At 72.0% G+C, this 23,776-nt stretch carries 25 protein-coding genes; 11 read left to right on the forward strand and 14 right to left on the reverse strand.

The window, feature by feature from the left end; all coding sequences use genetic code 11:
* Nucleotide 1: 1 nt before the first annotated feature.
* Genes nadC through nadA form a run of 3 tightly spaced genes read right to left on the reverse strand, consistent with a single transcriptional unit; the run spans nucleotide 2 to nucleotide 3,440 of the window.
* Nucleotides 2–865, reverse strand: a complete 864-nt coding sequence (gene nadC / locus ELY19_RS20205) for a carboxylating nicotinate-nucleotide diphosphorylase (RefSeq protein ID WP_126197978.1) — start codon at nucleotides 863–865, stop codon at nucleotides 2–4.
* A complete protein-coding gene (nadB, locus tag ELY19_RS20210; protein WP_126197980.1) occupies nucleotides 862–2,391 on the reverse strand; it encodes an L-aspartate oxidase in 1,530 nt (509 codons plus the stop codon). The genes nadC and nadB overlap by 4 nt, the downstream gene beginning before the upstream one ends.
* Nucleotides 2,388–3,440: a quinolinate synthase NadA gene (nadA, locus tag ELY19_RS20215; protein ID WP_126197982.1), complete on the reverse strand. Its 1,053-nt coding sequence runs from the start codon at nucleotides 3,438–3,440 to the stop codon at nucleotides 2,388–2,390. The genes nadB and nadA overlap by 4 nt, the downstream gene beginning before the upstream one ends.
* A gap of 48 nt (nucleotides 3,441–3,488) precedes the next feature.
* On the opposite strand from nadA, the gene ELY19_RS20220 reads away from it, so the two are divergent.
* Nucleotides 3,489–4,190, forward strand: a complete 702-nt coding sequence (locus ELY19_RS20220) for an NUDIX hydrolase (protein WP_126197985.1) — start codon at nucleotides 3,489–3,491, stop codon at nucleotides 4,188–4,190.
* A 49-nt stretch (nucleotides 4,191–4,239) separates the two neighbouring features.
* Here ELY19_RS20220 and ELY19_RS20225 read toward each other — a convergent pair whose 3' ends face one another.
* Nucleotides 4,240–5,190, reverse strand: coding sequence for an acyl-ACP desaturase (locus ELY19_RS20225; protein ID WP_126197987.1), 951 nt, complete (start codon nucleotides 5,188–5,190; stop codon nucleotides 4,240–4,242).
* 162 nt (nucleotides 5,191–5,352) lie between these two features.
* Between ELY19_RS20225 and ELY19_RS20230 the strand changes: the two genes are divergently transcribed.
* The 3 genes from ELY19_RS20230 (at nucleotide 5,353) to ELY19_RS20240 (ending at nucleotide 7,964) form a co-directional block, all read left to right on the forward strand.
* A complete protein-coding gene (locus ELY19_RS20230; RefSeq protein ID WP_126197990.1) occupies nucleotides 5,353–6,069 on the forward strand; it encodes a hypothetical protein in 717 nt (238 codons plus the stop codon).
* 102 nt (nucleotides 6,070–6,171) lie between these two features.
* On the forward strand, nucleotides 6,172–7,305 hold the full coding sequence (locus ELY19_RS20235; protein WP_126197993.1) for an LLM class flavin-dependent oxidoreductase: 1,134 nt from the start codon (nucleotides 6,172–6,174) through the stop codon (nucleotides 7,303–7,305).
* 2 nt (nucleotides 7,306–7,307) lie between these two features.
* Complete coding sequence (locus ELY19_RS20240; protein WP_126197995.1) at nucleotides 7,308–7,964, forward strand: FMN reductase; 657 nt, start codon at nucleotides 7,308–7,310, stop codon at nucleotides 7,962–7,964.
* Between the two features lie 23 nt (nucleotides 7,965–7,987).
* Here the strand turns inward: ELY19_RS20240 and ELY19_RS23560 are convergent, their stop codons facing one another.
* Genes ELY19_RS23560 through bioB form a run of 5 tightly spaced genes read right to left on the reverse strand, consistent with a single transcriptional unit; the run spans nucleotide 7,988 to nucleotide 10,821 of the window.
* Entirely contained in the window at nucleotides 7,988–8,125 is a 138-nt protein-coding gene (locus ELY19_RS23560) for a hypothetical protein (protein WP_164711663.1), read from the reverse strand.
* 7 nt (nucleotides 8,126–8,132) lie between these two features.
* Nucleotides 8,133–8,939, reverse strand: coding sequence for a macro domain-containing protein (locus tag ELY19_RS24060; protein ID WP_126197997.1), 807 nt, complete (start codon nucleotides 8,937–8,939; stop codon nucleotides 8,133–8,135).
* Nucleotides 8,936–9,562: a DUF2567 domain-containing protein gene (locus ELY19_RS20250; protein ID WP_126197999.1), complete on the reverse strand. Its 627-nt coding sequence runs from the start codon at nucleotides 9,560–9,562 to the stop codon at nucleotides 8,936–8,938. Before ELY19_RS20250 ends, ELY19_RS24060 begins: the two co-directional genes overlap by 4 nt.
* A 36-nt stretch (nucleotides 9,563–9,598) precedes the next feature.
* On the reverse strand, nucleotides 9,599–9,817 hold the full coding sequence (gene bsaP / locus ELY19_RS20255) for a biotin synthase auxiliary protein BsaP (protein ID WP_416222715.1): 219 nt from the start codon (nucleotides 9,815–9,817) through the stop codon (nucleotides 9,599–9,601).
* Entirely contained in the window at nucleotides 9,814–10,821 is a 1,008-nt protein-coding gene (gene bioB / locus ELY19_RS20260; protein ID WP_126198001.1) for a biotin synthase BioB, read from the reverse strand. Before bioB ends, bsaP begins: the two co-directional genes overlap by 4 nt.
* Before the next feature lie 191 nt (nucleotides 10,822–11,012).
* Here bioB and ELY19_RS20265 point away from each other — a divergent pair, with 191 nt between their 5' ends.
* Complete coding sequence (locus tag ELY19_RS20265) at nucleotides 11,013–12,149, forward strand: acid phosphatase (RefSeq protein ID WP_126198003.1); 1,137 nt, start codon at nucleotides 11,013–11,015, stop codon at nucleotides 12,147–12,149.
* On the opposite strand, the gene bioD is transcribed toward ELY19_RS20265, so the two are convergent.
* From bioD to ELY19_RS20280, 3 genes are read right to left on the reverse strand one after another with little or no spacing between them, the layout of a single operon-like run.
* Nucleotides 12,127–12,837 carry a dethiobiotin synthase gene (bioD, locus tag ELY19_RS20270; RefSeq protein ID WP_126198006.1) on the reverse strand — a complete coding sequence of 237 codons (711 nt, stop codon included), beginning with the start codon at nucleotides 12,835–12,837 and terminating at the stop codon, nucleotides 12,127–12,129. The genes ELY19_RS20265 and bioD overlap by 23 nt on opposite strands.
* Nucleotides 12,834–13,991, reverse strand: coding sequence for an 8-amino-7-oxononanoate synthase (locus ELY19_RS20275; RefSeq protein ID WP_126198008.1), 1,158 nt, complete (start codon nucleotides 13,989–13,991; stop codon nucleotides 12,834–12,836). Before ELY19_RS20275 ends, bioD begins: the two co-directional genes overlap by 4 nt.
* A gap of 4 nt (nucleotides 13,992–13,995) precedes the next feature.
* Nucleotides 13,996–15,267 (reverse strand): adenosylmethionine--8-amino-7-oxononanoate transaminase, encoded by a 1,272-nt coding sequence (locus tag ELY19_RS20280; protein ID WP_126198957.1) that lies wholly within the window; start codon nucleotides 15,265–15,267, stop codon nucleotides 13,996–13,998.
* Between the two features lie 97 nt (nucleotides 15,268–15,364).
* Between ELY19_RS20280 and treY the strand changes: the two genes are divergently transcribed.
* The 5 genes from treY to ELY19_RS20305 all read left to right on the forward strand — a co-directional run bounded on the left by treY (nucleotide 15,365) and on the right by ELY19_RS20305 (nucleotide 22,372).
* On the forward strand, nucleotides 15,365–17,716 hold the full coding sequence (gene treY, locus ELY19_RS20285) for a malto-oligosyltrehalose synthase (RefSeq protein ID WP_126198010.1): 2,352 nt from the start codon (nucleotides 15,365–15,367) through the stop codon (nucleotides 17,714–17,716).
* Nucleotides 17,717–17,750: 34 nt separating this feature from the next.
* On the forward strand, nucleotides 17,751–18,428 hold the full coding sequence (locus tag ELY19_RS20290) for a hypothetical protein (protein WP_126198012.1): 678 nt from the start codon (nucleotides 17,751–17,753) through the stop codon (nucleotides 18,426–18,428).
* 18 nt (nucleotides 18,429–18,446) lie between these two features.
* Nucleotides 18,447–20,183, forward strand: a complete 1,737-nt coding sequence (treZ, locus tag ELY19_RS20295; protein WP_126198014.1) for a malto-oligosyltrehalose trehalohydrolase — start codon at nucleotides 18,447–18,449, stop codon at nucleotides 20,181–20,183.
* A gap of 56 nt (nucleotides 20,184–20,239) precedes the next feature.
* Nucleotides 20,240–21,280 (forward strand): LLM class F420-dependent oxidoreductase, encoded by a 1,041-nt coding sequence (locus ELY19_RS20300; protein ID WP_126198016.1) that lies wholly within the window; start codon nucleotides 20,240–20,242, stop codon nucleotides 21,278–21,280.
* Nucleotides 21,281–21,346: 66 nt separating this feature from the next.
* Complete coding sequence (locus tag ELY19_RS20305; protein WP_227966991.1) at nucleotides 21,347–22,372, forward strand: LLM class flavin-dependent oxidoreductase; 1,026 nt, start codon at nucleotides 21,347–21,349, stop codon at nucleotides 22,370–22,372.
* 3 nt (nucleotides 22,373–22,375) lie between these two features.
* Here the strand turns inward: ELY19_RS20305 and ELY19_RS20310 are convergent, their stop codons facing one another.
* Nucleotides 22,376–22,807 (reverse strand): PPOX class F420-dependent oxidoreductase, encoded by a 432-nt coding sequence (locus tag ELY19_RS20310; protein WP_126198021.1) that lies wholly within the window; start codon nucleotides 22,805–22,807, stop codon nucleotides 22,376–22,378.
* A 79-nt stretch (nucleotides 22,808–22,886) separates the two neighbouring features.
* On the opposite strand from ELY19_RS20310, the gene ELY19_RS20315 reads away from it, so the two are divergent.
* Entirely contained in the window at nucleotides 22,887–23,390 is a 504-nt protein-coding gene (locus tag ELY19_RS20315) for a hypothetical protein (RefSeq protein WP_126198023.1), read from the forward strand.
* A 47-nt stretch (nucleotides 23,391–23,437) separates the two neighbouring features.
* Here ELY19_RS20315 and ELY19_RS20320 read toward each other — a convergent pair whose 3' ends face one another.
* Entirely contained in the window at nucleotides 23,438–23,770 is a 333-nt protein-coding gene (locus tag ELY19_RS20320) for a DUF6054 family protein (RefSeq protein ID WP_126198025.1), read from the reverse strand.
* Nucleotides 23,771–23,776: the final 6 nt, after the last annotated feature.

Genomic DNA, 23,776 nt, shown 5'->3' on the forward strand with positions numbered 1-23,776 from the left:
CCTAGAGATCGAGGCCCAGGTCGAGCGCCTTCACCGAATGCGTCAGAGCGCCCACGGCGAGATAATCGACGCCGGTCCGGGCGTAGTCCGCCGCGACGTCGAGGGAGAGCCCACCCGACGACTCCAACTTGGTGCGCGGCGCGAGCTTCTTACGGCGCTGAACGGCGGACTGCGTCATCCACAGCGGCATGTTGTCGAGCAGCACCAGGTCGACACCGAGTGCGAAGGCCTCCTCGAGCTGTTCGAGCGAGTCCACCTCCACCTCGAGCGGGACGCCGGGCGCGCGGCGGCGCACCGCCTCGATCGCGGCGGTCACGGAGCCCGCGGCCACCACGTGATTGTCCTTGATGAGCGCCTCGTCGCCGAGCCCCATTCGATGGTTCACTCCTCCGCCGGCGCGAACCGCGTACTTCTGCAGCGCACGCATACCGGGGAGGGTCTTGCGGCTGTCGCGGATCCTGGCGCCGGTGCCCTCCACCTCGGCCACCCACGCCGCCGTGGCGGTCGCGATGCCCGAGAGGTGGGTGACGACGTTGAGCAGGGTCCGCTCCGCGGTGAGCAGAGCCCGCGTCGGGCCCTCGATGGCCATCGCCACATCACCGGGCGCGATCACGGTGCCGTCCGCGATCTTCGCGGGGACCCGGTAGTTGCCGGGGCCGACCACCTCGTCGAGGACCCACTCCGCGACGGGGATCCCCGCGAGCACCCCGTGCTCGCGGCTGACGACCTTCGCGAGTGTGGTGGCCCCCGCGGGCACGGTGGCCTCGCTGGTCACGTCCGGGCCGTAGCGGAGGTCCTCGTCGAGAGCGGTGCGGATCAGGCGCACCACCTCGGCGCGGTCGGGCTCCAGCGTCAGCTCGGTCACGGGCGTACCTCCACTACCTCGGTCACGGATTCCTGCCTGGTCAGGGCCTGCCCCGCCATCCGCCGCGCCACCGCGGTGAGCACGGCGTCCTCCCGGTCCCGGGAAGATACCGCGGGACGGTCCGCCACGAAGGCCGGATCGTCCAGGAGCGCGGTCAGGTCGGCCAGGCCGGCGACGGTGCGCCGCACCCCGCACGACCGGGTCATGGCGTCCTGCAGGGCTTCCCGTTCCGCCCGGGCCTGCGGAGGCGCGATCTCGCGGACCGCGCCGGGGATCACGTCGAGGGCGGGTGCCGACACCGCGGCGGCCGCGACCCGCAAGCCCATCACGAGGGCTTCGAGCAGGCTGTTGGACGCGAGCCGGTTCGCCCCGTGCAGGCCCGTGCGGGCCACCTCACCCGCGGCGTAGAGCCCGGGGACTCCGGTCGCGCCGCGCAGGTCGGTGACCACGCCGCCGCACAGGTAGTGCGCGCCGGGGACCACCGGGACGAGGTCGGTCTGCGGGTCGAGACCCGCCGCCCGCACCGCCTCGGTCACCGTCGGAAAGCGCTCCGCGACATCGGGGATCATCGTCGCGTCGAGGTAGGCGCACGGCGCTCCCGTGCGCTCCATCGCGTCGGTGACGGCCCGCGCCACCACGTCGCGCGGGGCGAGGTCGCCCATCGGGTGCACGCCGTCCATGACGGATTCCCCGTTCGCGTCCACCAGGTGCGCGCCCTCGCCGCGCACGGCCTCGGAGATCAGCGGGCGCCTGCCCCGCGCTCCCGGGGTGTAGAGCATGGTCGGGTGGAACTGCACGAACTCGAGCTCGCACACGTCCGCGCCCGCCGCGGCCGCGAGGGCGATGCCGTCGCCGGTCGCGCCGAGCGGGTTGGTGGTGCTCGAGAACAGATGCCCCGCACCGCCGGTCGCGAGGAGCACGGTGCGCCCGAAGGCGTCCCCCTCCGCCGTCCGGACCCCGAGGACGCGGTCACCGTCGGCCAGCAGCGCGTACGCCTGGGCGGGCCGCGCGACGAGCGTGGGCCGCGTCTTCGCAGCGGCGGTGAGTGCTCGCTGCACCTCGGCGCCGGTGGCGTCCCCGCCCGCGTGGATGATCCGGGAGACGGTGTGCCCGCCCTCGCGGGTCCGCTTGAGCCGCCCGTCGAGGCGCCTGTCGAACTCGGCGCCCCAGCTGATCAGCCGGTCCACAGCTGCGGGACCGTCGGCGAGGATCGAGCGCGTCGCCACCACGTCGACCAGCGGGCCGCCGGCCGCCACGGTATCGGCGACGTGCCGGTCGATCGAGTCCTCCGGGTCCGACGGATCGACGACGGCGATCCCGCCCTGCGCGTACGCCGTCGAGGTCGACGGAGCGCCCCCGGTCGACGGTTTGAACAGCACCGTCACCGCCAGGCCCGCGTCCGCCGCGGCGACCGCGGCGGTCAGGCCCGCGACGCCCGCGCCGACGACGAGCAGGTCGGCGACAGCGGTGCCGTCCAGCGGGAACCCCTGCGGGGCACTCGATCCGCTCCCGGCGGCGGTGGTCATTCCCCGCCGCCGGGCTGCCCGATCCCGATCATCCGCGTCACGGCCTTCCGCCCGGCGGCGGCCATCTCGGCGTCCACGAAGACCTCGTCCTTGCCCTCGACCAGGCAGCGCAGCAGGGCCGCGGGGGTGATCATCTTCATGTACTTGCAGGACGCACGGTCGTTGACGGCGCGGAAGTCCACGCCGGGTGCGGCCATGCGCAGCTGGTGCAGCATGCCGACCTCGGTGGCGACGAGGACCTCCTTGGCTGCGGTCTCGCGGGCGGCGTCGAGCATGCCGCCGGTGGAGAGGATCTTCACGCGGTCGTCCGGGACCGCGCCCTCGCCGGCCAGGTACAGCGCGGAAGTGGCGCAGCCGCATTCGGGGTGCACGTACAGGTCGGCGTCGGGGTGGGCCTTGGCCTGCGCGGCCAACTCGTCACCGTTGATGCCGGCGTGTACGTGGCACTCGCCGGCCCAGATGTGCATGTTCTGCCGGCCGGTGACGCGCTTGACGTGCGCGCCGAGGAACTGGTCGGGCAGGAAGAGGATCTCGGTCTCCTCGGGGATCGACTGCACGACCTCGACGGCGTTCGACGAGGTGCAGCAGATGTCGGTGAGCGCCTTCACCTCGGCGGTGGTGTTCACGTAGGAGACGACGACGGCGCCGGGGTGCTCATCCTTCCACTCCTGCAGCTCGACGGCTTTGATCGAATCCGCGAGGGAACATCCCGCGCGCTGGTCCGGGATGAGCACCGTCTTCTCCGGGCTGAGGATCTTCGCCGTCTCGGCCATGAAGTGGACGCCGCAGAACACGATGGTGGACGTCGAGACGTCGGCCGCGATGCGGGAGAGCGCCAGCGAGTCGCCGACGAAGTCGGCGACGTCCTGGATCGCCGGCAGCTCGTAGTTGTGGGCCAGGATCGTGGCGTCGCGGAGCTTCGCGAGGCGCTTGACCTCGGCCGCCCATTCGCGGTCGCCGTCGACGCCGGTGTACATCCCACCGCCTTCGACGATCCGGTCGTAGAGCGGCGAGGTGAACTCCGTGGTGGCGGACGTGGCTGTGGTCATCTCGCCTCCCTTTCTCGATCCGATGATTTATCGACCTATGATCGATATATGGCCGATGCTAGCACCGCTCCCCCGCCGCGCGTCGCACACGAAGTGCTTTCCGTCGTGTTCCGCGTCAGCGAGGGCACCGTCGAGGTGCTGCTCTGGCAGCGCGCCCTGGCGCCCGACCAGGGCGCTTGGGCACTCCCCGGCGGGCTCCTCGACGCGCGCGAGGACCTGCCGACCAGCGCCCGCCGGCTCCTCGCGGAGAAGGTCGACCTCACGGAGGTCGCGCACCTCGAACAGTTCGCGGAGTTCTCCGATCCGCACCGCGTGCCCGCGACGGAGCACGCCGACCGCACGCTGGCATCCGTCTTCCTCGGCCTGGTCCGCTCGGGCACGGACCCGCGTCTGCCCGACGACACGACCTGGCACTCCGTCGACGCGCTCCCGACGATGGCGTTCGATCACGCGGCCATGGTGCACCGGGCGCGCGCCCGGCTGGCCGCGCGGCTGTCGTACTCGAACATCGGCTTCGCGCTGGCACCGCGGGCGTTCCCGGTGTCGCAGCTGCGCGACATCTACGTCGCGGTCCTGGGCTACCCCGTGGATTCGACGAACCTGCTCCGCATCCTGTCCCGGCGGTCGGTCATCACCGCGACGGGCGAGACCGGCCAGGCGACACGCGGCCGCCCGCCCGCGCTGTACCGGTTCACCGACTCCTACCTGCGGATCACGGACGAGTTCGCGACCCTACGCCCACCGGGCTGACGCACCGGGCTGACGCACCGGGCTGACGCGCACCGTCGCAGCTCAGCCCTCAGGCCGACCGGCGTTCCGCCCGCGCCCGCTCGCGCTCGACGGCGCGCGCCCGGCTCTCCTCGAACCGGACCACGTCCGCCTCCAGTTTCTCGAGGTACCGGCCGAGTTCGTCGCGGTACTGCTCACCCGCGCCGGAGACGTCGGTCCGGTCGAACAGGCCCCAGACCTTGAAGATCGGGCGGAGCACGTCGTCGAGGTGCTGCCGCAGGTCGTAGATCCCGTGCTTGACCATGAGCACACCGTTGCGCCGGAAATCGGGCTTCCCCTCGCCCGGCATGACGAAGTTCGTGGTCACCTTGACGATCGACTTCAGCACCTGGTCGGGCGCGATCTCCAGGGCCGCGGCGGTGAGGTTCCGGTAGAAGATCATGTGCAGGTTCTCGTCGGTGGCGATCCGCTTGAGCAGCGCATCCGCGACCGGCTCGTCGCACACCCGCGCGGTCTGCCGATGACTGATCCTGGTCGCGAGCTCCTGGATCGTCACGTAGACGACCTGATCGAGCACGCCGCCGTACTCGTCCGGCGCCTCCACGCCCAGCTCCAGGTGCGTCATCCGGTCGCGCTCGAGCTTCACCGGGTCGACCGACCGCGTGACGAGCAGGTAGTCGCGCATCGCGATGCTGTGCCGGTTCTCCTCGGCGGTCCACCGGCCCACCCAGGTTCCCCACGCGCCGTCGAGCGAGAAGTTCTCGGCGATGGTGCGGTGGTACGACGGCAGATTGTCCTCGGTGAGCAGGTTGGTGATCATGGCGACCCGCGCCACCTCGGAGAGCGGCGACTGCGCGAGCTCCCAGTCGGTGCCGCCGAGCGCGGCGAAGTTGCGGCCCTCGTCCCACGGCACGTAGTCGTGCGGGTTCCAGTCCTTCGCGACGCGCAGGTGGCGGTTGATGTTGTCCTCCACCACGGGTTCGAGTTCGGTCAGCAGTTGCAGGTCGGTGAGTGTCGACATGTTCAGCGCCTCTGTCGGTACGGACGAATCCGATGGTAGGACAGCTTTCGCGACGATCGCAGTGGAAATTGCGGTACGAAAACAAGTACCGTCTGCACCCTCCGGGCACCGGTCGATCGCGATCGCAACCACGGAGGGCGCCGCCGTGACTACGATCCGCGTGTGAGTGGAGCCGAGACGGACGACACGGCGCAGGACCGTGCCATGGCGAAGAAGCTGGCGGACGCCACCGACGCGCGGATCGTGCGCACCCTGGGGACCGGCGCGAGCGTCGCCGTCCTGTTCGTGGTGCTCCGCCTGCTGGTCGTCTCCGAATGGGACTGGCGAGTGGCCTCGCGGATCATGGCGGTCACCGACGTCAACAGCGCCCTGACGATCGTGCTCGGCACGTTGATGAGCGACCCCGAATTCACCAGTGTGCTGGTCATGATCCTGCTCCCGCTCTCGGCGGTGCGCCTCGTCTGGCGGATGCAGACCAGGTCCCCCACCAGCGTGTGGTCCGCGCTCCTGGTCGCTGTACTGGCGACCGCCGCCATCGCCCTGGCGATCACCTACGGCTACGTGTGGGTCCCGATCGGCGCCGCGCTGATCGCGCTGGCGATCCTCGCCGTGAAGCACTGGTTCGCGGAGGGGCTCAGCGGGCGGACCGTCGACTTCGCGGTGCGCGAGGTCGGTTCCATCGCGGCCATCGCCGTACTCCTGCTCGCCGCCGTCGAACGCACGCCGTGGTCACCTGCGGAGCGCCTGCACACGAGGACCGGCGTCATCACCGCTCACGTGCTCAAGGTCGAGTCCGGCTTCGTCACCGCCCTCACCGAGAGTGACCGCGAGGTGATCATCCTCAACTCGTCCGACGTACTGCGCCGCGAGCCCCTGTGACCCGGCATCCATCACGCGAACCCGACCCGGGAACATAATCGGACCGCAGTCCGTTACAGTTGCCGAAGGGCCCGGACAGGGGCCCGATCGGGAAGGATGGACATGCAGTTCGGAATCTTCAGCGTCGGCGACGTCACCACGGATCCGACCACCGGCACCACCGTCAGCGAGCACGAACGCATCGAGGCGATGACGAGGATCGCGCTCAAGGCAGAGGAGGTGGGCCTCGACGTCTTCGCCACCGGCGAGCACCACAATCCGCCGTTCGTCCCCAGCTCACCCACCACGCTGCTCGGCTGGATCGCGGCCAAGACGCAGCACCTGACCCTCAGCACCGCGACGACGCTCATCACCACGAACGACCCGGTGAAGATCGCCGAGGACTACGCGATGCTCCAGCACCTCGCCGAGGGCCGTGTCGACCTCACCCTGGGCCGCGGCAACACCGGCCCGGTGTATCCGTGGTTCGGCAAGGACATCCGCCAGGGCATCCCGCTGGCCATCGAGAACTACCACCTGCTGCGGCGGCTGTGGCGCGAGCCCGTCGTCGACTGGGAGGGCCAGTTCCGGACGCCGCTGCAGAGCTACACCTCGACGCCGGCGCCGCTCGACGGCACGCCGCCCTTCGTGTGGCACGGTTCCATCCGGTCCCCCGAGATCGCCGAGCAGGCGGCCTTCTACGGCGACGGCTTCTTCCACAACAACATCTTCTGGAACAAGGAGCACACCGAGCAGATGGTGCGCCTGTACCGGCAGCGGTTCGAGCACTACGGCCACGGATCCGCCGACCAGGCGATCGTGGGGCTGGGCGGCCAGGTGTTCATGGCCGAGACCGAGGCCGAGGCGAAGCGCCGCTTCCGCCCCTACTTCGACGAGGCCCCCGTCTACGGCCACGGCCCGTCGCTGGAGGACTTCGAGCAGATGACCCCGCTCACCGTCGGGACACCCGAGCAGGTGATCGAGAAGACCCTCGGCTTCACGGACTACGCGGGCGACTACCAGCGCCAGCTGTTCCTCCTCGACCACGCCGGCCTCCCGCTGGACCAGGTCCTCGAGCAGGTCGAGATCCTCGGCACGCAGGTGGTCCCCGTCCTCCGCAAGGAGTTCGAGCTGCGCCGCCCGGCGCACGTCCCGTCGGACCCGCCGACCCACGCCTCGCTCGTCGCCGCCGGCCCGGACTCGCCGCACCACCTGGTGCTGCCCGCCCAGGACCTCGCCGCCGCGAAGGAGGCCTGACGATGACCCGATCACTCGCCGTCGTATCGGCCGGCGTCTCCGAACCGTCGTCGACCCGCCTCTTGGCGGACCAACTGGCCGACGCCACGCGGGCCGCGGTGTCCGCCCGCGGCGAGGCCGTCGACGTGACCGTCATCGAGGTGCGCGAGCTCGCCCGCGACCTCGCGACCGTCATGACCACCGGCGTCCCGACGCCCGCGCTCAGCGCGGCGAAGGACGCGATCGCCGCGGCGGACGGCCTGATCGCCGTCTCCCCGGTGTTCACCGCGAGCTACAGCGGACTGTTCAAAATGTTCTTCGACGCCCTCGACCCCGACGCCCTGACCGGCGTCCCGGTGCTCGTCGCGGCCACCGCCGGGACGGCGCGCCACTCGCTGGTCCTCGATCACGCGCTGCGGCCGCTGTTCAGCTACCTGCGTGCGCAGATCCTCCCGACCGGGGTGTTCGCCGCGACCGAGGACTTCGGCTCGTCCGAACTCGCCGCGCGGATCTCGCGGGCCGGTGCGGAGCTGGCCGGCGCGCTCGTCCAGGCCGACGGTGCCGTGGCCGGCTTCGGCGGACCATCGGACCTCGGCGCGCCCCAGCGCTCCGGCAAGACCCTCGACCTGGGCCCCGTCACCGATTTCGCGGACCTCCTCCGCGGACACACGGGAGACTGAACCGCCGTCGCCCGGGACCGTGCTCAGTCGTCGTCGGGCGGGTCCGGGTAGCGCGGACCGTCGCCGACCGTCCATCCGGGCTGCTCGTCGTACTCGCGGTACGCGACCGGTACCGCGCGTCGGCGCGCACTGAGGGCCCTCAGACCGTCGAACCACCGCACGTACGCGTCATGCCGGGGGTCGAGATCCGGCACGAGATCCCGGTCGAGGTGGCGCAGCATCGCTGCTGCGAGTTCGAGCGGGCTGGTCCACGGCTCGACCCGCACATCGAGGTACATCTGTCCCGCGGCCGACGAGTAGCGCGCGACCGCTGCATCGTCCGCGCGCCGGCCCGCCACCTCGACCTCGGCGCGCCAGTGCCCGGTCGTAGACGTACGGCCTGCAGCGCACCTGGTGGTAGCCCGCGGCGTGCAGATGCGCGACGGCGTCGAGGATCCGGAACGGCACGAACCGATCGGCGAGGCCGCCCTGCAGGAGCGCCGTCGCCCGCTCGTGCGCGGCGTCGTCGAAGACGGCCAGAGTGACGAGCTCCACCGCACCGGGGGTCGTCAGGATCGTCTCGATCGCGATCCGGATCGCGTCGTCGAGCGGCCACCGGTAGACACCGGCGCTGATCAGCGGGAACGCGATCGAGCGGGCCCCGAGATCGGTCGCCGTCCGGATGGCGCCGGAGTAGCACGACCGCAGGAGGGACGGGTCCGACTCCCCCGCGGCACGGTTCGGGCCGACCGCGTGCACGACGTACCGCGCCGGTAGGTCGCCCGCGGTCGTCCAGCCGACGCCGCCGGTGGGCAGCCCGTCGGGGAACCGGCGCACGCAGTCCGCCAGGATCTCGGGGCCACCGGCGCGATGGATCGCTCCGTCCACGCCACCGCCGCCGCGCATCGCCCGGTTCGCCGCGTTGACGACGACATCAGCGCGCAGCCGTGTGATGTCGCCCCGAACCACGCGGAACAGCGGCGCCGAGACGGTCATGCCGACAAGGTCCCCTGCTCCGTGTCCATCACCACCGCGTCGTCGTCGCGACCACGGACAGGCGCCGTCACGTCGTCGTCCGGCAACCGTCCGACGAGGGCGAGCACGACACAGGTCAACGCCGCGACTCCCGGCCACACGAGCACCAGCACCCAGGACGCCAGATCCCCCAGAACGCCGCCCGAGTGGTCCGCGGGCGCGAGGACGTTGGCGCCGTCCAACCGGATCGAGGGCGCCGCCGTGAAATCGAGCCCCGGAGCACCCGGCCCCGTGAAGCGCGCGTTCACGACCGCCTGGCCGAGGACCACTGCGACGAGGACACCGAGCGCAGCGGCGCCGAGCGTCCGCGCGACTCCCCGCGGGGTGCGCCGCGCGCCGCGGAACAGGCCCACCGCGGTGAGCAGGCCACCGATGGCGGAGACGACGACGAAGACGACCGTCGCGGCGAAGAAGTTGTCGAACTGGTCGGTGCGAAGCACCGCCTGCCCGGAGTCGAGTACGACACCGCGCACGCCGGGCGCCGTCGTGCCCCAGACCAGCGCCGCCGCCGCGCCGAGCACCGCCCCCACCACGACGGGGACCACGACGTCGGTGGCGGTACGGGGCAGCGTGTGAACAGGCATCGCCAGCAGCCTAACGACTACCGCCGCACATCGGCGTCAGCGTTCGCCGGTCGACGAATCGAACGCGCCGTGCCGCGAGCATCGTGCTGTCCACCCGTGCGGGCTGACCTGGACGATCATGCGGCGCGCGCAGTACGTGCAGTAGCGCGGGGGTTCGAGCCCGAGCCTGGCCGCGGCGAAGACCGGCGCTCCCTCGGCGAGCGGCTTGCCGGTGTACACGTCGTACACCGGCTCCTGGTCGGCCACGAGGGTCACAGCGTCTCGTTGAGGGCCTTGATCGGCATCTTCAGCTCGCCGAGCAGGTCCAGGTCGGTCTCCGCCGGGCGGCCCAGCGTGGTGAGGTAGTTGCCCACGATCACGGCGTTGATGCCACCGAGAATGCCCTTCTCCGCGCCGAGGTCGCCCAGCGTGATCTCGCGGCCGCCGGCGAATCGGAGGATGGTGCGGGGCAGGGCCAGGCGGAAGGCGGCGACGGCCTTGAGCGCCTCGTTCGGCTCGAGGACGTCGAGGTCGCCGAAGGGCGTGCCCGGGCGCGGGTTCAGGAAGTTGAGCGGCACCTCGTCGGGCTCGAGCTCGGCGAGATTCGCGGCGAACTCCGCGCGCTGCTCCAGGGTCTCCCCCATGCCGAGGATGCCGCCGCAGCACACCTCCATGCCCGCCTCGCGGACCATGCGCAGCGTCTCCCAGCGCTCCTCCCAGGAGTGGGTGGTCACGACGTTCGGGAAGTGCGACTTCGAGGTCTCCAGATTGTGGTTGTAGCGGTGCACGCCCATCGCCTTGAGCTCGTCGACCTGCTCCTGGGTGAGCATGCCGAGGCTGCAGGCGATCTGGATGTCGACCTCGTTGCGGATCGCCTCGATGCCGGCGGCCACCTGGCTCATCAGCCGCTTGTCCGGGCCGCGGACGGCGGCGACGATGCAGAACTCGGTGGCGCCGGTCTTCGCGGTCTGCTTCGCGGCCTCGACGAGCGACGGGATGTCGATCCACGCGGATCGCACGGGCGACTCGAACAGGCCCGACTGGCTGCAGAAGTGGCAATCCTCCGGGCAGCCGCCGGTCTTGAGGCTGATGATGCCCTCGACCTCGACCTCGGGGCCGCACCACTTCATGCGCACCTCGTGCGCGAGCTGTAGCACGTCGTCGAGCTTGTCGTCGGGCAACTGCAGCACGGCCAGCACCTGCTCCTGGCTCAGTCCTTCACCGCGCTCGAGCACCTGCTCGCGCGCCACCTCGATGATGTCGGCCAGGACCCCGGTCATGTGATCTCCCTCGTCGGCTGTGGTCGGTCGGCTGTGGTCTGCGACACCGTGGCATCGCGGCTACCGAGCACTGTACAGCGTTCAATTCGTGAACGGCGTTCAAGCCCCCGCAGCCGGAGCGGCGAAACGTTCATCGAATCGTCCGACATCGTTTCCTTCCCTTTTCTATCTATCGCCATGAGAGTGGTCCCATGAAGCTGCGTTCGAAGAAGTTCCTGGTCGCGACCGTCGCGGCCGCCTCGCTGGCCGCTCCACTCGGGTGGGCGGCCGGCCCGGCCACCGCCGCACCCGGGGCCGTCGCCTGCGCCCTCACACCGAAGCCCGTACCCGGCGCGAGCCCCGTCGTCGCCGACACGAGCGCCACGAGGACCTCACCGAACTCGTACATCGATCAGTTGAGCGCGTTCTCGGACCTGCCGAAGTCCGTCCTCGCCGCGAACCTCGACACCGCTGTCGCGACCAACCGGGCCGCGACCCCTGCGGAGCAGCGCTACGCCGTCAACGACAACTACGGCATCCTCGACGACTCCATCGTCAACGCCCTCGGCAGCCGCCTCACCCCCGCGTTCCGCGCCGGCCAGCGGGCCGGCGAGCTCCCGAAGACCACCGCGCTCCTCCTCGGCAAGAAGGCGCTCATCAATTCCTACGTCGACACCTCCGCCGCGAAGAAGCACTTCCAGTACCGGCGCCCGTTCGAGGTCGCCCCGGACCGGATCACGAAGTACGGCGACGGCCGGGCCGATCTGTACGACTCGGTGCGCGGCTCTGGCTCGTACCCGTCGGGCCACACCGCCTGGGGCTACGCGGAGGCGATCGTCCTCGCCACGCTCCTCCCCGAACTCGGCCCGCAGCTGCTCGCGCGCGGCGCCGACTACGGTCGCCATCGCGTGGTCCTGGGCGTGCACTACCCGCTCGACGTGATCGGCGGCCGGATCCTGGCGCAGGCGGCGGTATCGGACGCGCTCGCCGATCCGCGGTTCGCCGATCTCGTCGCGGGCGCGCGCTCCGAGCTGCGCGCCGTCCTCTCGGCGCGCGCCGGCGGCGGCATCGCCGAGGTCGTCGCCTGCCAGCAGAACTACGTCGAGACGGGAGCCGGGGCCGCGGCGTACCGGCGCGACCTGAGCTGGGGCCTGCCGCGCATCGGCGGCGACGCCCCCGTCCAGGTGCCGGCGGGCGCGGTGCGCCTGCTCCGCGCCGCGCACCCCGGCCTCACCGACGATCAGCTGCGCGAGCGGATCGCCCGCACCGCCGCTCCGGCCGGCTACCCGCTCGACGTTCCGGGCGGCTGGCAGCGGATCGACCTGCTCAGCGCCTGGATCGCGCGCTGAGCCAGGCCCCGTCGAACCACGACGGCGCCGCCGCTGCGAATCGTCCGGGCGGGAGCGCGGCGGCACCGTCGGGGATCCGCCCCACGATCGGGACGCCCGTGACCTCCGGCAGGTCCACGAGGTTGCACCGCTCGGCCAGGCCCGGGGTGTCGGGCCAGCGCGAGAGCACGACGCCGGCGCACGCGACCCCACCCGCCTCGAGGGCACGGACCGTGAGCTCGGTGTGATTGAGGGTGCCGAGAGCCGGGTCGGCGACCACGACGACGGGGGCCGCCAGATCGGCCGCGAGGTCGATGATGGTGAACGGTGTTCGATTCTCGTCGACGCCGAGCCGCACGAGTACGCCGCCGGCGCCCTCCACGAGCACGGCGCCGCCCGCCCGACCGACGACGGCGACGGCCTCGTCGCGCGCGAGCGGCGGCAGGCCCGACCGACGGGCGGCGGTCAGCGGCGCGAGCGGTTCGGGGTATCGGCGGTGCTCGACGGTGACGGCGCCGGGCGCGAGGCGAGCCACCTCGGCGGCGTCGGCGAGCTGGCCGTCCTCGTCGTACTCGGCGCCGTCGGCGAAGCCGGTCTGGGCGGGCTTGACGACGGTGACGGGCCCGCTCGGCAGCAGCGCCGCGGCGAGGGCCGCTGTTGCGACGGTCTTGCCGACGCCGGTGGACGTGCCGGTGACGCAGAGGATCACGCGACGGCCGCCCGGATCGCGACGACGGCCGTCGCGACCTCGGCGTCGGTGAGGTCGGCGCGCACGGTGATCCGCAGTCGGGACGTGCCCTCCGGGACCGACGGGGGCCGGAAGCACCCGACGTGCACGCCCTGCGCCGCGCAGGCGTCCCGCGCGGCGACGGCGCGTTCCGGGTCGCCGAGGACGAGCGAGACGACGGCCGATGTCGGCTCGGGCGCGCCGATGCCCGCGGCCACGGCGCGGGCGCGGTCCAGGACCCGCCCCGCGAGCGCGGGGTCCGCCCGCAGCTCACCCAGCGCGGCGCCCGCGGCGGCGACCGCCGCGGGGGCGAGGCCGGTGTCGAAGATGAAGGGACGCGCGGCGTCGATGAGGTGGGCGCGCACGCGGTCGGGGCCGAGGACGGCACCGCCCTGCGCACCGAGCGCCTTGGACATGGTGGCGGTGAGTACCAGATCGGGCGCGCCGGCGAGCCCCAGTTCGTGAACGAGGCCGCGGCCGCCGTCACCGCGGACGCCGAGGCCGTGCGCCTCGTCGACCACGAGCGCGGCGCCGTTGTCGCGCACCACGGCGTACAGCTCGGCAACGGGCGCGAGGACGCCGTCGGCGCTGTAGACCGAGTCCGTGAGCACGATCGCGCGTTCCTCGGACCGCGCCGCGAGCGCGTCTCGAACGGCGTTCACATCGCCCCGCGGCGTGACGACGATGCGCGCGCGCGACAGTCGGCAGGCGTCGACGAGGGAGGCGTGGGAGCCGCCGTCGGAGACGACGAGGGCCCCCCGGCCGGCGAGGGCGGTGACCACACCGAGGTTGGCGAGGTACCCCGACGAGAAGCAGAGGGCCGCCTCGGCACCGACGAACGCCGCCAGGTCGCGCTCGAACCGTTCGTGCAGCTCGGTCGTACCGGTGACCAGCCGGGACCCGGTCGACCCCGCCCCCCAGACGCGGAGCGCGTCCGCGGCCGCGTCGAGCACGCGGGGATGACGGCTCAGCCCGAGGTAGTCGTTCGAGGCCAGATCGAGACCGGGCTCGTCGGGTCGGCGCGCACGGAGCGACCGACGGAGGCCCGCCTCCGCGCGATCGGCGGCGTAACCGTCGAGCCACCCGAGCGCATCCGCCCGGACACCCCGACGAGCCGAGAGTTGAACACCGTTCATGCCCTCACTGTAGCGCCGCACGCACCGCGGCCGACACGCCTCCGCAGATCGCCGCCACGTCGTCGGGCGTGCTGATGAACGGCGGCATCGTGTAGACGAGGTCGCGGAAGGGCCGCAGCCACACGCCCGCGGCGAGGGTGGCGTCGGTCGCCGCGACCATGTCGACGGGCCGGTCCAGCTGTACGACGCCGATGGCACCCAGTACGCGGACGTCCACGACGCCGGGAACGTCGCGCAGCGGCGCGAGCCCGTCGCGCAGTCCCCGTTCGATGGCCGCGACGCGGGCGGCCCAGTCCTGGGAGAGCAACAGCTCGGTGCTGGCGACGGCGATCGCACACGCCAGCGGATTGCCCATGAACGTGGGGCCGTGCATGAGCGCACCCTGATCGGAGTTCGAGATGGTGAGCGCGACCTCGTCCGTGCAGAGCATCGCGGCGAGGGTGAGGTAGCCGCCGGTCAGGGCCTTGCCGACGCAGAGGATGTCCGGGGTGATCCCGGCGGCGGCGCTGGCGAAGAGGGTCCCGGTGCGGCCGAAGCCGGTGGCGATCTCGTCGCAGATCAGCAGGACGTCGTGCCGCCGGGTGATCTCGCGGAGCGCGGCGACGTACGCGGGCGGGTGGAACCGCATGCCGCCCGCACCCTGGACGACGGGCTCGATGATGACGGCCGCCAGCTCGTGGGCATGTGCCCCGACGAGCCGGTCGAGCTCGGCGATGTAGGCCTCGTCGTACTCGGCGGGCGGAGCGGGCGCGAAGACCTGCGTGGCGAGAACGTCGGTCCACAGCGAGTGCATGCCGCCGTCGGGGTCGCAGACGCTCATCGGGGTGAAGGTGTCGCCGTGGTAGCCGCCGCGCCAGGTCAGCAGGCGGTTCCGGCCCGCGACGCCGCGAGCGCGCCAGTACTGCAGGGCCGTCTTCACGGCGACCTCGATGGAGACGGACCCGCTGTCCGCCAGGAAGACCCGGTCCAGGCCTTCGGGGGTGATGCGCACCAACAGCTCGCCGAGCCGGGCGGCACTCTCGTGGGTGAGGCCGCCGAACATGACGTGCGACATCGTGTCGATCTGGGATTTCGCGGCGGCGTCGAGCACGGGGTTGCGGTAGCCGTGGATCGCGGCCCACCACGAACTCATCCCGTCGATGACCTCCGTGCCGTCCCCGAGGGTGAGGCGGACCCCCTCAGCGGAGGCGACGACCCGGGCGCCCGCACCGCCGACGGCGCTGTACGGATGCCAGAGCGTCCGGGTGTCCAGGTCGAGGATCTCGTCGGGCGTCATGTCGCGCCACGTTAGCCGTGCGCCGCGCGGCGTGGCCATCCGCCGGGTGGGCGTGGGGCGACCGGAGGCGACGATCACGGATGGCATGATCGGGCCCATGGCTTCCGGCGTACCGCGGCCCGTCGGCGCGACCTACCGCCTGCAACTGGGGCCGTCCTTCACCTTCGAGGACGCCGCCCGCCGCGTGCCCTACCTGGCCGATCTGGGCGTGACGCACCTCTACCTCTCCCCCGTCCTCGAGGCGGTCCGCGGCTCGACGCACGGCTACGACGTCACCGATCCGACGACGGTGCGCGCCGAACTCGGCGGGCGGAAGGGGCTCGAGCGGCTCGCCGATGCGGCGCACGTCGACGGCCTCGGCCTCGTGATCGACATCGTCCCGAACCACCTCGGGGTCGGCCGGCCGGAACAGAACCCCTGGTGGTGGGATCTGCTGACCCACGGCCGGAAATCCGCCTTCGCCCGCTACTTCGACATCGACTGGGACCCGCGCAACGGCGCCGGCGGGAAGCTCGCCCTCCCCGTCCTCGCGTCGGAGGAGGACGCCGCGGCGATCGTCGTGGACCGTACCGGCCCCGAGCCGGTGCTGCGCTACCACGACCGGGTCTTCCCGATCGGCCGCGAAGTGGGGGGCACCGACGCCGAGCGGATCCACTACGCCCAGCCCTACCGGCTGGTGCCGTGGGACTCGCCGGTCCGCTCGTACCGTCGCTTCTTCACCGTCGACGACCTGGCCGCGGTCCGCGTCGAGGACCCCGAGGTCTTCGCCGCGACGCACACCGAGATCGGTTCCTGGTTCGCCGACGGCATCGCCGACGGCCTCCGAGTCGATCACCCCGACGGGCTGGCCGATCCGGCGGCGTATCTGCGCCGCCTCCGTGCGCTCACCGGCGCCGACGCGTGGATCGTGATCGAGAAGATCCTCGAACCCCGCGAACCGCTCGAGCCCGCCCTCCCGGTCGCCGGGACCACCGGATACGACGCGCTCCGCGAGCTGGGACACGCCCTGCTCGATCCCGACGGCGAGGTGGGACTGAGTGCGCTCCACGAACGCTGGACGGGGGACGACGGGGCCTCCGGCGCCCTGCACGCCGCCCGCACCGTCCTCGCCGACGACCTCGCCCGCGGCGATCTCGGCCCGGAGCTGCGCAGGCTCGCGCGGGCCGCGCTGCGCGAGTCGACCCCGAAGTCGCTCGCCGGGCCGCCGCCGCAGTCGCTGATCGAGGCGGCGGCGGTCCGGTGGGCGCGGGACACCCGCTTCTACCGCGACGACTACCCCGTGCTCGCGCAGGCCGCCGCCCGGCTGCGCGAGGACGTCCGCTCCCGCACCCAGGAGTGCGAGCACGACGAGCCCGGCAGCGCGGACGCCTTCGACCTGCTCGCCGAGGCGCGCGACCGCGGCGCCGAGACCGCGGCACGGTTCCCGCAGTTCACGGGCGCCCTCACCGCGAAGACCGTCGAGGACACGCTGTTCTACCGCACCGCCCGCCTGATCTCGCTGCAGGAGGTGGGCGGCGCACCGTCGGACTTCGGACCGAGCGATCCGCACCCGGCGTTCGCGCGCCGCGCCGCGGAGTGGTCCGCCGCGATGACGACGCTCTCGACGCACGACACCAAACGCGGCGAGGACGTGCGGGCCCGCATCGGCGTGCTGTCCCAGTGCCCCGGCGACTGGTCGGCCGTCGCCGACCGATGGATGCTCCTGCGGCCCACCCGGCTGGATCCGGTGACGGGCCTCTTCCTCCTGCAGACGGCGTTCGGCGTCTGGCCCGAGGACGGCGCGATCACCGACGAACTCCGGGCGCGCCTGCACGCGTACGCGGAGAAGGCGATGCGGGAGGGCCGCATCGGCACGTCCTGGACCGCGCCCGACAGTGCCTTCGAGGCGGCCGGGCACGCCTTCCTGGACGCCCTGTTCGACGGGGCCGCGCTGTCGGACCTCGTCGCCCGGCTCGCGCCGCACGGCCGGTCGGACTCGCTCGCGCAGAAGCTGCTGCAGCTCGCCGGCCCCGGCGTGCCGGACGTCTACCAGGGCACCGAACGGTGGGAGGACTCGCTGGTCGACCCCGACAACCGGCGGCCGGTCGACTGGTCCGCCGCGCACGACGACCACCCGAAGCAGCGTCTGGTGCGCACCGCGCTCCGGTTGCGCCGGGAGCGGCCGGGCAGCTTCGTCGGGGGCTCGTACGCCCCGGTTCTCGCGGAGGGGCCGGCTGCGGATCATCTGCTGGGCTTCCTCCGCGGCCCCTCCGACGGGGCGCCCGACGTCGCCGCGCTCGCGACTCGGTGGTCGCTGCGCCTGGAGCGGGGCGGCGGCTGGCGCGACACGCGGGTGGACCTCGGCGACGGCAGGTGGACGGATCGCCTGACCGGGCACGTCGTCGCAGGTCGGGCCGCACTCGGCGACCTCTTCCTCGAACACCCTGTCGCCCTGTTGGTGCGCGAGTAGAAAACTTGTCAGTGGGGCCGCGCACACTCTGGGTATGAACAGCGAAACCCCGCGGCCGGTCTCCACGGCACTCGCCCAGTCCGCCATCGCGCGCGCCGGCGTCAGCGGCACCCGCGTCCGCGCCTCCACTCTGGCCCGGGTCGCCGAATCGCTGCGCGACCACGGTCTTCCCGCCGACCTGTTGCCGACGGGGCGGCTCGTCATGGTCGCCGGCACGTCCCGTCTCACGGCGCAGGCGCTGCCCGGCGGGGCCATCGAGGTCCGAGCGTTCCGCGAGGGCCGTCACTCCATCCTCGGCCTGCTGCAGGACGCCGAGGAGGTCGCGCACCTGCTGATCCGTTGCGCCGGCATGGCCTCGGCGTGGGCACTCACCGCGGAGATCCACGACCGGCTGATCCTCGCCGGCGATCGCACCGTACTCAGCGAGGTGCCGATGAGCGACACGCTCTACGTCCGTCTAGGCGAGCGGACCTTCGCCGAAGTCTTCGCCGAGGACGCGAGTGCGTGCCTCGGAGAACCCGCGGTGGTCACCGTGACCACCCACGTCTGCACCCACTCCCTCGACGACGTGTGGCGGTTCCGCTCCCTCGATCAGCACGACTACCGGCCGATCGGGTGCATCGCGGGCGGCAGGCACGAGACGGCCGAATCGGCGCTCGCGGCGGTCGAACTGCACCGCGCCCGCACCGCGGAGTGGGAGAGCCTGCACTGACGCTATCGTTGCGAACCGATGCCCACCTCGCCCGACGCCACCGATCACGCCTTCGAGGTGTGGGCACCCCGCCCACGACGGGTACGGCTCTGGCTCGACGGCGCGGTGCACGCGATGCGCCGCGACGCCGACGACTGGTGGCGGGTCACCACGCCCGCCGCGCCGGGTGCGCGGTACGGCTACCTCCTCGATGACGACGAGACCGTCCTCCCGGATCCGCGTTCGCCCCGCCAACCCGACGGGGTGCACGCACCGTCGGCGCTGATCCCGGAGGCGGAGGGGCCGCACTGGGCGGGGCGCGAGCTCCGCGGCGAGGTGGTCTACGAGCTGCACATCGGCACCTTCACCCCCGACGGCACGTTCGACGCGGCCATCGATCGACTCCCGTACCTGCGGGACCTGGGCGTCGGCTTCGTCCAGGTGATGCCGGTCAACGCTTTCAACGGCGAGCACGGCTGGGGCTACGACGGTGTCGGCTGGTACGCGGTGCACGAACCCTACGGCGGACCGTCGGGCCTGGAGCGGTTCGTCGCGGCCGCACACCACCGTGGGCTCGGCGTCCTACTCGACGTGGTGCACAACCACCTGGGGCCCTCGGGCAACTATCTCGGGAGGTTCGGGCCGTACGAGACGGACGGCGCGAACACGTGGGGCCGCACCATCAACCTGTCCGGCGAGGACAGCGCCGAGGTCCGGCGATTCCTCCTCGACGACATCGCGTGGTGGCTGCGCCGATACGGCGTCGACGGGTTGCGGCTCGATGCGGTGCACGCCCTCGTCGACGATTCGGACCGGCACCTCCTGGAGGACGCCGCCGCCCTCGCGGCGCGGCTCTCCGTGGAACTCGGCCGCCCCCTGGCACTGGTGGCGGAGTCGGACCTCAACGATCCGCGCCTGGTCACCCCCGCAGGCCTCGGCGGATACGGGCTCACCGCGCAGTGGAACGACGACGTGCACCACGCGATCCACACCATCGTGTCCGGGGAGCGGCAGGGCTACTACGCCGACTTCGGCAGCCCCGAGTGCCTCGCGGCGGTTCTCACCGCCGGCTTCTTCCACGCCGGCACGTACAGCTCGTTCCGCGGCCGCGTCCACGGGGAGCGGATCGATCCCGCGCGCGTGGCACCCTCGCAGCTCCTGGCCTACACGTGCACGCACGACCAGGTGGGAAACCGGGCCCGCGGCGACCGGCCGTCGGAGTACCTCACCGACGGACAGCTGGCGGTGAAGGCGGCACTGGTCCTGTTCTCCGCGTTCACGCCGATGCTGTTCATGGGCGAGGAGTGGGGCGCGCGCACGCCCTTCCGGTTCTTCACCAGTCATCCCGAGCCGGAGTTGGCGCGCGCGACGGCGGAGGGCCGGAAGGCCGAGTTCGCGGAACACGGCTGGCCGCCGGGCGAGGTGCCCGACCCGCAGGATCCCGAGACGTTCGCCGTCTCGCACCTGGACTGGGCGGAGCCGACGCGACCGGAGCACGCCCGGCTGCTGGCGACGTACCGCGCTCTCATCGCGCTGCGCCGTGACTCGGCCCTCGCCGCCGACGATCTGCGCGCCGTGACCTGCGACCATCCGGGGGACGCGAGCTGGTTCGCCGTGCACCGCGGTGACCTCACGCTGATCGTGAACTTCCGGTCGGTACCGGTCACGGCCCCGTTCACCGGCTCCCCCGTGCTGTTCTGGGACGCCGCGTCGATCGGCGGCACCGCGACGACCGTGCCCGGCCACTCGTTCGTCGTGCTGCGTCGTCGAAGCTGACCACAATCCGCGGGCGGTCTGTCGCTAAGCGGTTGCTTTGTGAGAACCTAACGCCTATGCGAATCGGATTGGGCATCAACTACACGGACGGGTTCAAGGCCACGGCCGACGAGGTCCTCGACCTGGAGCGGGCGGGACTGGACATCGTCTTCGTCCCCGAGGCGTACTCGTTCGACGCGGTGAGCGCGCTGGGCTACCTCGCCGCGAAGACGGAGCGCGTGCAGTTGGCGTCCGGCATCCTGCAGATCTACACCCGCACGCCCACGCTGACGGCGATGACCGCGGCCGGCCTCGACAACGTCTCCGACGGCCGGTTCATCCTCGGCCTCGGCGCGTCGGGACCGCAGGTGATCGAGGGCTTCCACGGGGTGAAGTACGACGCCCCGATCGGCCGGACCCGCGAGATCATCGAGATCTGCCGCCAGGTCTGGCGCCGCGAACGCCTCGAGCATCGCGGCAAGTACTACCAGATGCCGCTCACCCGGGAGGACGGCGGCACGGGGCTCGGTAAGCCGCTCAAGCTGATCAATCACCCGGTGCGCGAACGCATCCCGGTGCTGCTCGCCGCGCTCGGCCAGAAGAACGTGGCACTGGCCGCGGAGGTCGCGGAGGGCTGGCAGCCCATCTTCTTCCTGCCGGAGAAGGCCAAGGACGTCTGGGGCGACGCGGTCGCCGAGGGCACGGCCAAGCGCGATCCCGCGCTCGGCGAACTCGATGTCTACGCCGGGCCGGCGCTGGCGATCGGCGAGAACGTCGACCACCTGCTGGGCTTCGTCAAACCGCACCTCGCGCTCTACATCGGCGGCATGGGCGCCAAGGGGAAGAACTTCTACCACACGCTGGCGACCAACTACGGCTACGGCGCCGAGGCCGACCGGATCCAGGAGCTCTACCTCGCCGGCGACAAGGCCGCCGCGGTCGAGGCCGTGCCGGACGAGTTGGCCCGCAGCGTCTCCCTCATCGGCCCGAAGGGCTACGTGAAGGAACGGGTCGCCGCGTTCGAGGAGGCCGGGGCCACGGTGCTCAACGTCGTGCCGATCGCGGAGGACGCGGCCGGCCGGGTCAAGCAGGTCGAGGCGCTGCGCGAGCTCCTCTAGTCGCCGGCACGGCGCCGGCGGGGGCGGTCCGGGATGAATTCCGGGCCGCCCCCGGTTGTCTCTTCTGTGACCGAAGCACCGTTCCCCCGCCCTCGCCTCTCCCTGCTCGAGCTCGCTCCCGTCGTCGACGGTGCGTCCTTCGGCGACGCCCTGCGCGACACCATCGCGACCGCACAGGAGGCCGAGCGTCTGGGCTACGAGCGGGTCTGGGTCGCGGAGCACCACTCGATGCCGGGTATCGCGAGCTCCGCCCCGGCGGTGCTCATCGGCCAGATCGCGGCCGCGACCGACACCATCCGGGTGGGCTCGGGCGGCGTGATGCTGCCGAACCACCAGCCCCTCGTCGTCGCGGAGCAGTTCGGCACGCTGGACGCGCTGTTCCCCGACCGCATCGACCTCGGCATCGGGCGCGCGCCGGGCACCGATCAGCTGACCGCGCACGCGCTGCGGGGCGGGAAGGTCAGCGAGTCCGTCGATGACTTCCCGCAGGCCCTGGCGCATCTGCGGGCGTTCCTGCGCGACGACTTCCCCGCCGACCACCCGTACGTCGCGATCAGCGCGACGCCGGGCGTCGGCTCGAACCCGCAGATGTGGTTGCTCGGCTCGTCGACGTTCAGTGCCAAGCTCGCCGGCCTGCTGGGGCTGCCCTTCGCCTTCGCCCGGCACTTCGCGCCGCAGGCGACGTTGCCCGCGCTCGCCGAGTACCGGGAGACCTTCCGCCCCGGGGACCTGGACGCCCCCAACGCGATGCTGACGGTCACGGTCGTGGCTGCGGACACCGATGAGGAGGCCCAGCGGATCGCCGGGCCGGCGAAGGCCTCGATGTACCGGGTGCGCACCGGCAATCCGGGGCGGATGATGACCTACGAGCAGGCCGCCGCGCAGCCGCTCACGCCCGAGCAGGAGCACGCCATCGCGCCGACGACGTCGGCGTGGATCGTCGGCTCGCAGGCGACGGTCCGCGATGAGCTGCGCGAGCTGCTCACCCGCACGCAGCCGCAGGAGCTGATGATCTCCGGCATGATCCCCGGTCTGGTCGAGCGCAAGCACAGCCTCGAGCTGATCAAGGGTGCAGTCGACCAGCTCGGGTAGGACCTACGCGGTGACGTCGCCGTTGAACAGGACGCGGGTGGGCCGGATGCGGACGATGATCTCCTCGGGGACGGCGTTGCGCCGGCCGAACTCCTCGCCGCGCTCGGCCCCCATGTACCGGACTCCGCAGGCCGTGCAGATCCGCAGCAGGTAGTCCGGGTCGTCGACGAACTCGGCGATGCCCTGGACCTGGGCGAAGGCGTACGGCGGTTCCTGCAGGTCCACGGACACCGCGACCCGCGGGTCCTTCGCCAGGAGGCGCCCCTTCGGGGTGTCCCGGCCGGTCGCGAAGACGAGGGCACCGTCGTCGACGACGAACCATACCGGGGTGGTGAGCGGCCGCCCGTCCCGGCCGAGGTAGGCCAGGTGGCCGGTCCGCGTTCCGGCGGAGAGGAAGTCGACGACGGCGGGCGTGAGCGTCTCGCTGATCTGCATGGGTCGAGGCTACGTCTCCACCCGGATCTCCACCCGTCGGCCGATCCGCCGCACGCCCGGCGGCGGGAGAGTGATCGGCATGAACACAGCAACCACCGCCGTCATCGCCGTCCTCGCCATCGGCTGGATCTTCTACCGCCAGATGCAGGCCCGCCCACTCAAGGACAAGACCGCCCGCATCGCGCTCGTCCTCGCCGCCGTCGGCCTGGTCCAGACGGTGCAGTACGTCTCGACCGGCGGGGAGGTGGGCGCCGGCCACGTCGTGGCCGCCATCCTCGGCCTCGCCATCGCCGTCGCCCTCGCCTACCCGCGGGCGCTCACCACGAAGGTCTTCCCCGGCCCCGATGGTGGCTACCTGCGCCAGGGCACCCCGGCCACCATCGGCCTGTGGATCGTCGCGATCGCCCTGCACGTCGGCGTCGACGTCCTGGTACCGATCGCGATGGGCGACCACACCGGCCGCGGCTTCGCCGGCGTGACGACGATGCTCTTCATCGGCGTGACCCTGTTCGCGCAGAACCACTTCCTCCGGCAGCGCGTCGCCGCGCACCGGGCACACCGACCGATGGCACCGGTCGCGTGACGTGGCAGCCGTGGCGCCGCCGCGTCGTGCACGGCGCGCCCGGGCCGTCAGACCGCCTCGAGCGCCTGCCTGAGCTTGTTCAGGAAGGCGTCCTCCCCGAAGCGGTTGATCTTGAAGAACACCGCCTGGCTCCCGCCGGACGTGATGCCCGTGACGTACAGATCCTCGCCACGCCCGACGAGGGTCACGTTCAGGCTCACCCGATTCGACCCCGTGTAGCTGTACCGTTCGTACACCCGCACCGCGACCCGCACCCCACCGGCGGTGATGGTGCTCCCGTCCTCGTAGGTGGCGGAGGAGCTTCCGCGGAGGATGTGGGCGTCGATCACGTCCAACGCCCGATCGAAGTCGCCCGTAAACGCGTGCTCCAGTTTCGCCATAGCGCA

It is taken from the genome of Tsukamurella paurometabola (genome assembly GCF_900631615.1).
GTDB classification, from domain to species: domain Bacteria; phylum Actinomycetota; class Actinomycetes; order Mycobacteriales; family Mycobacteriaceae; genus Tsukamurella; species Tsukamurella paurometabola_A.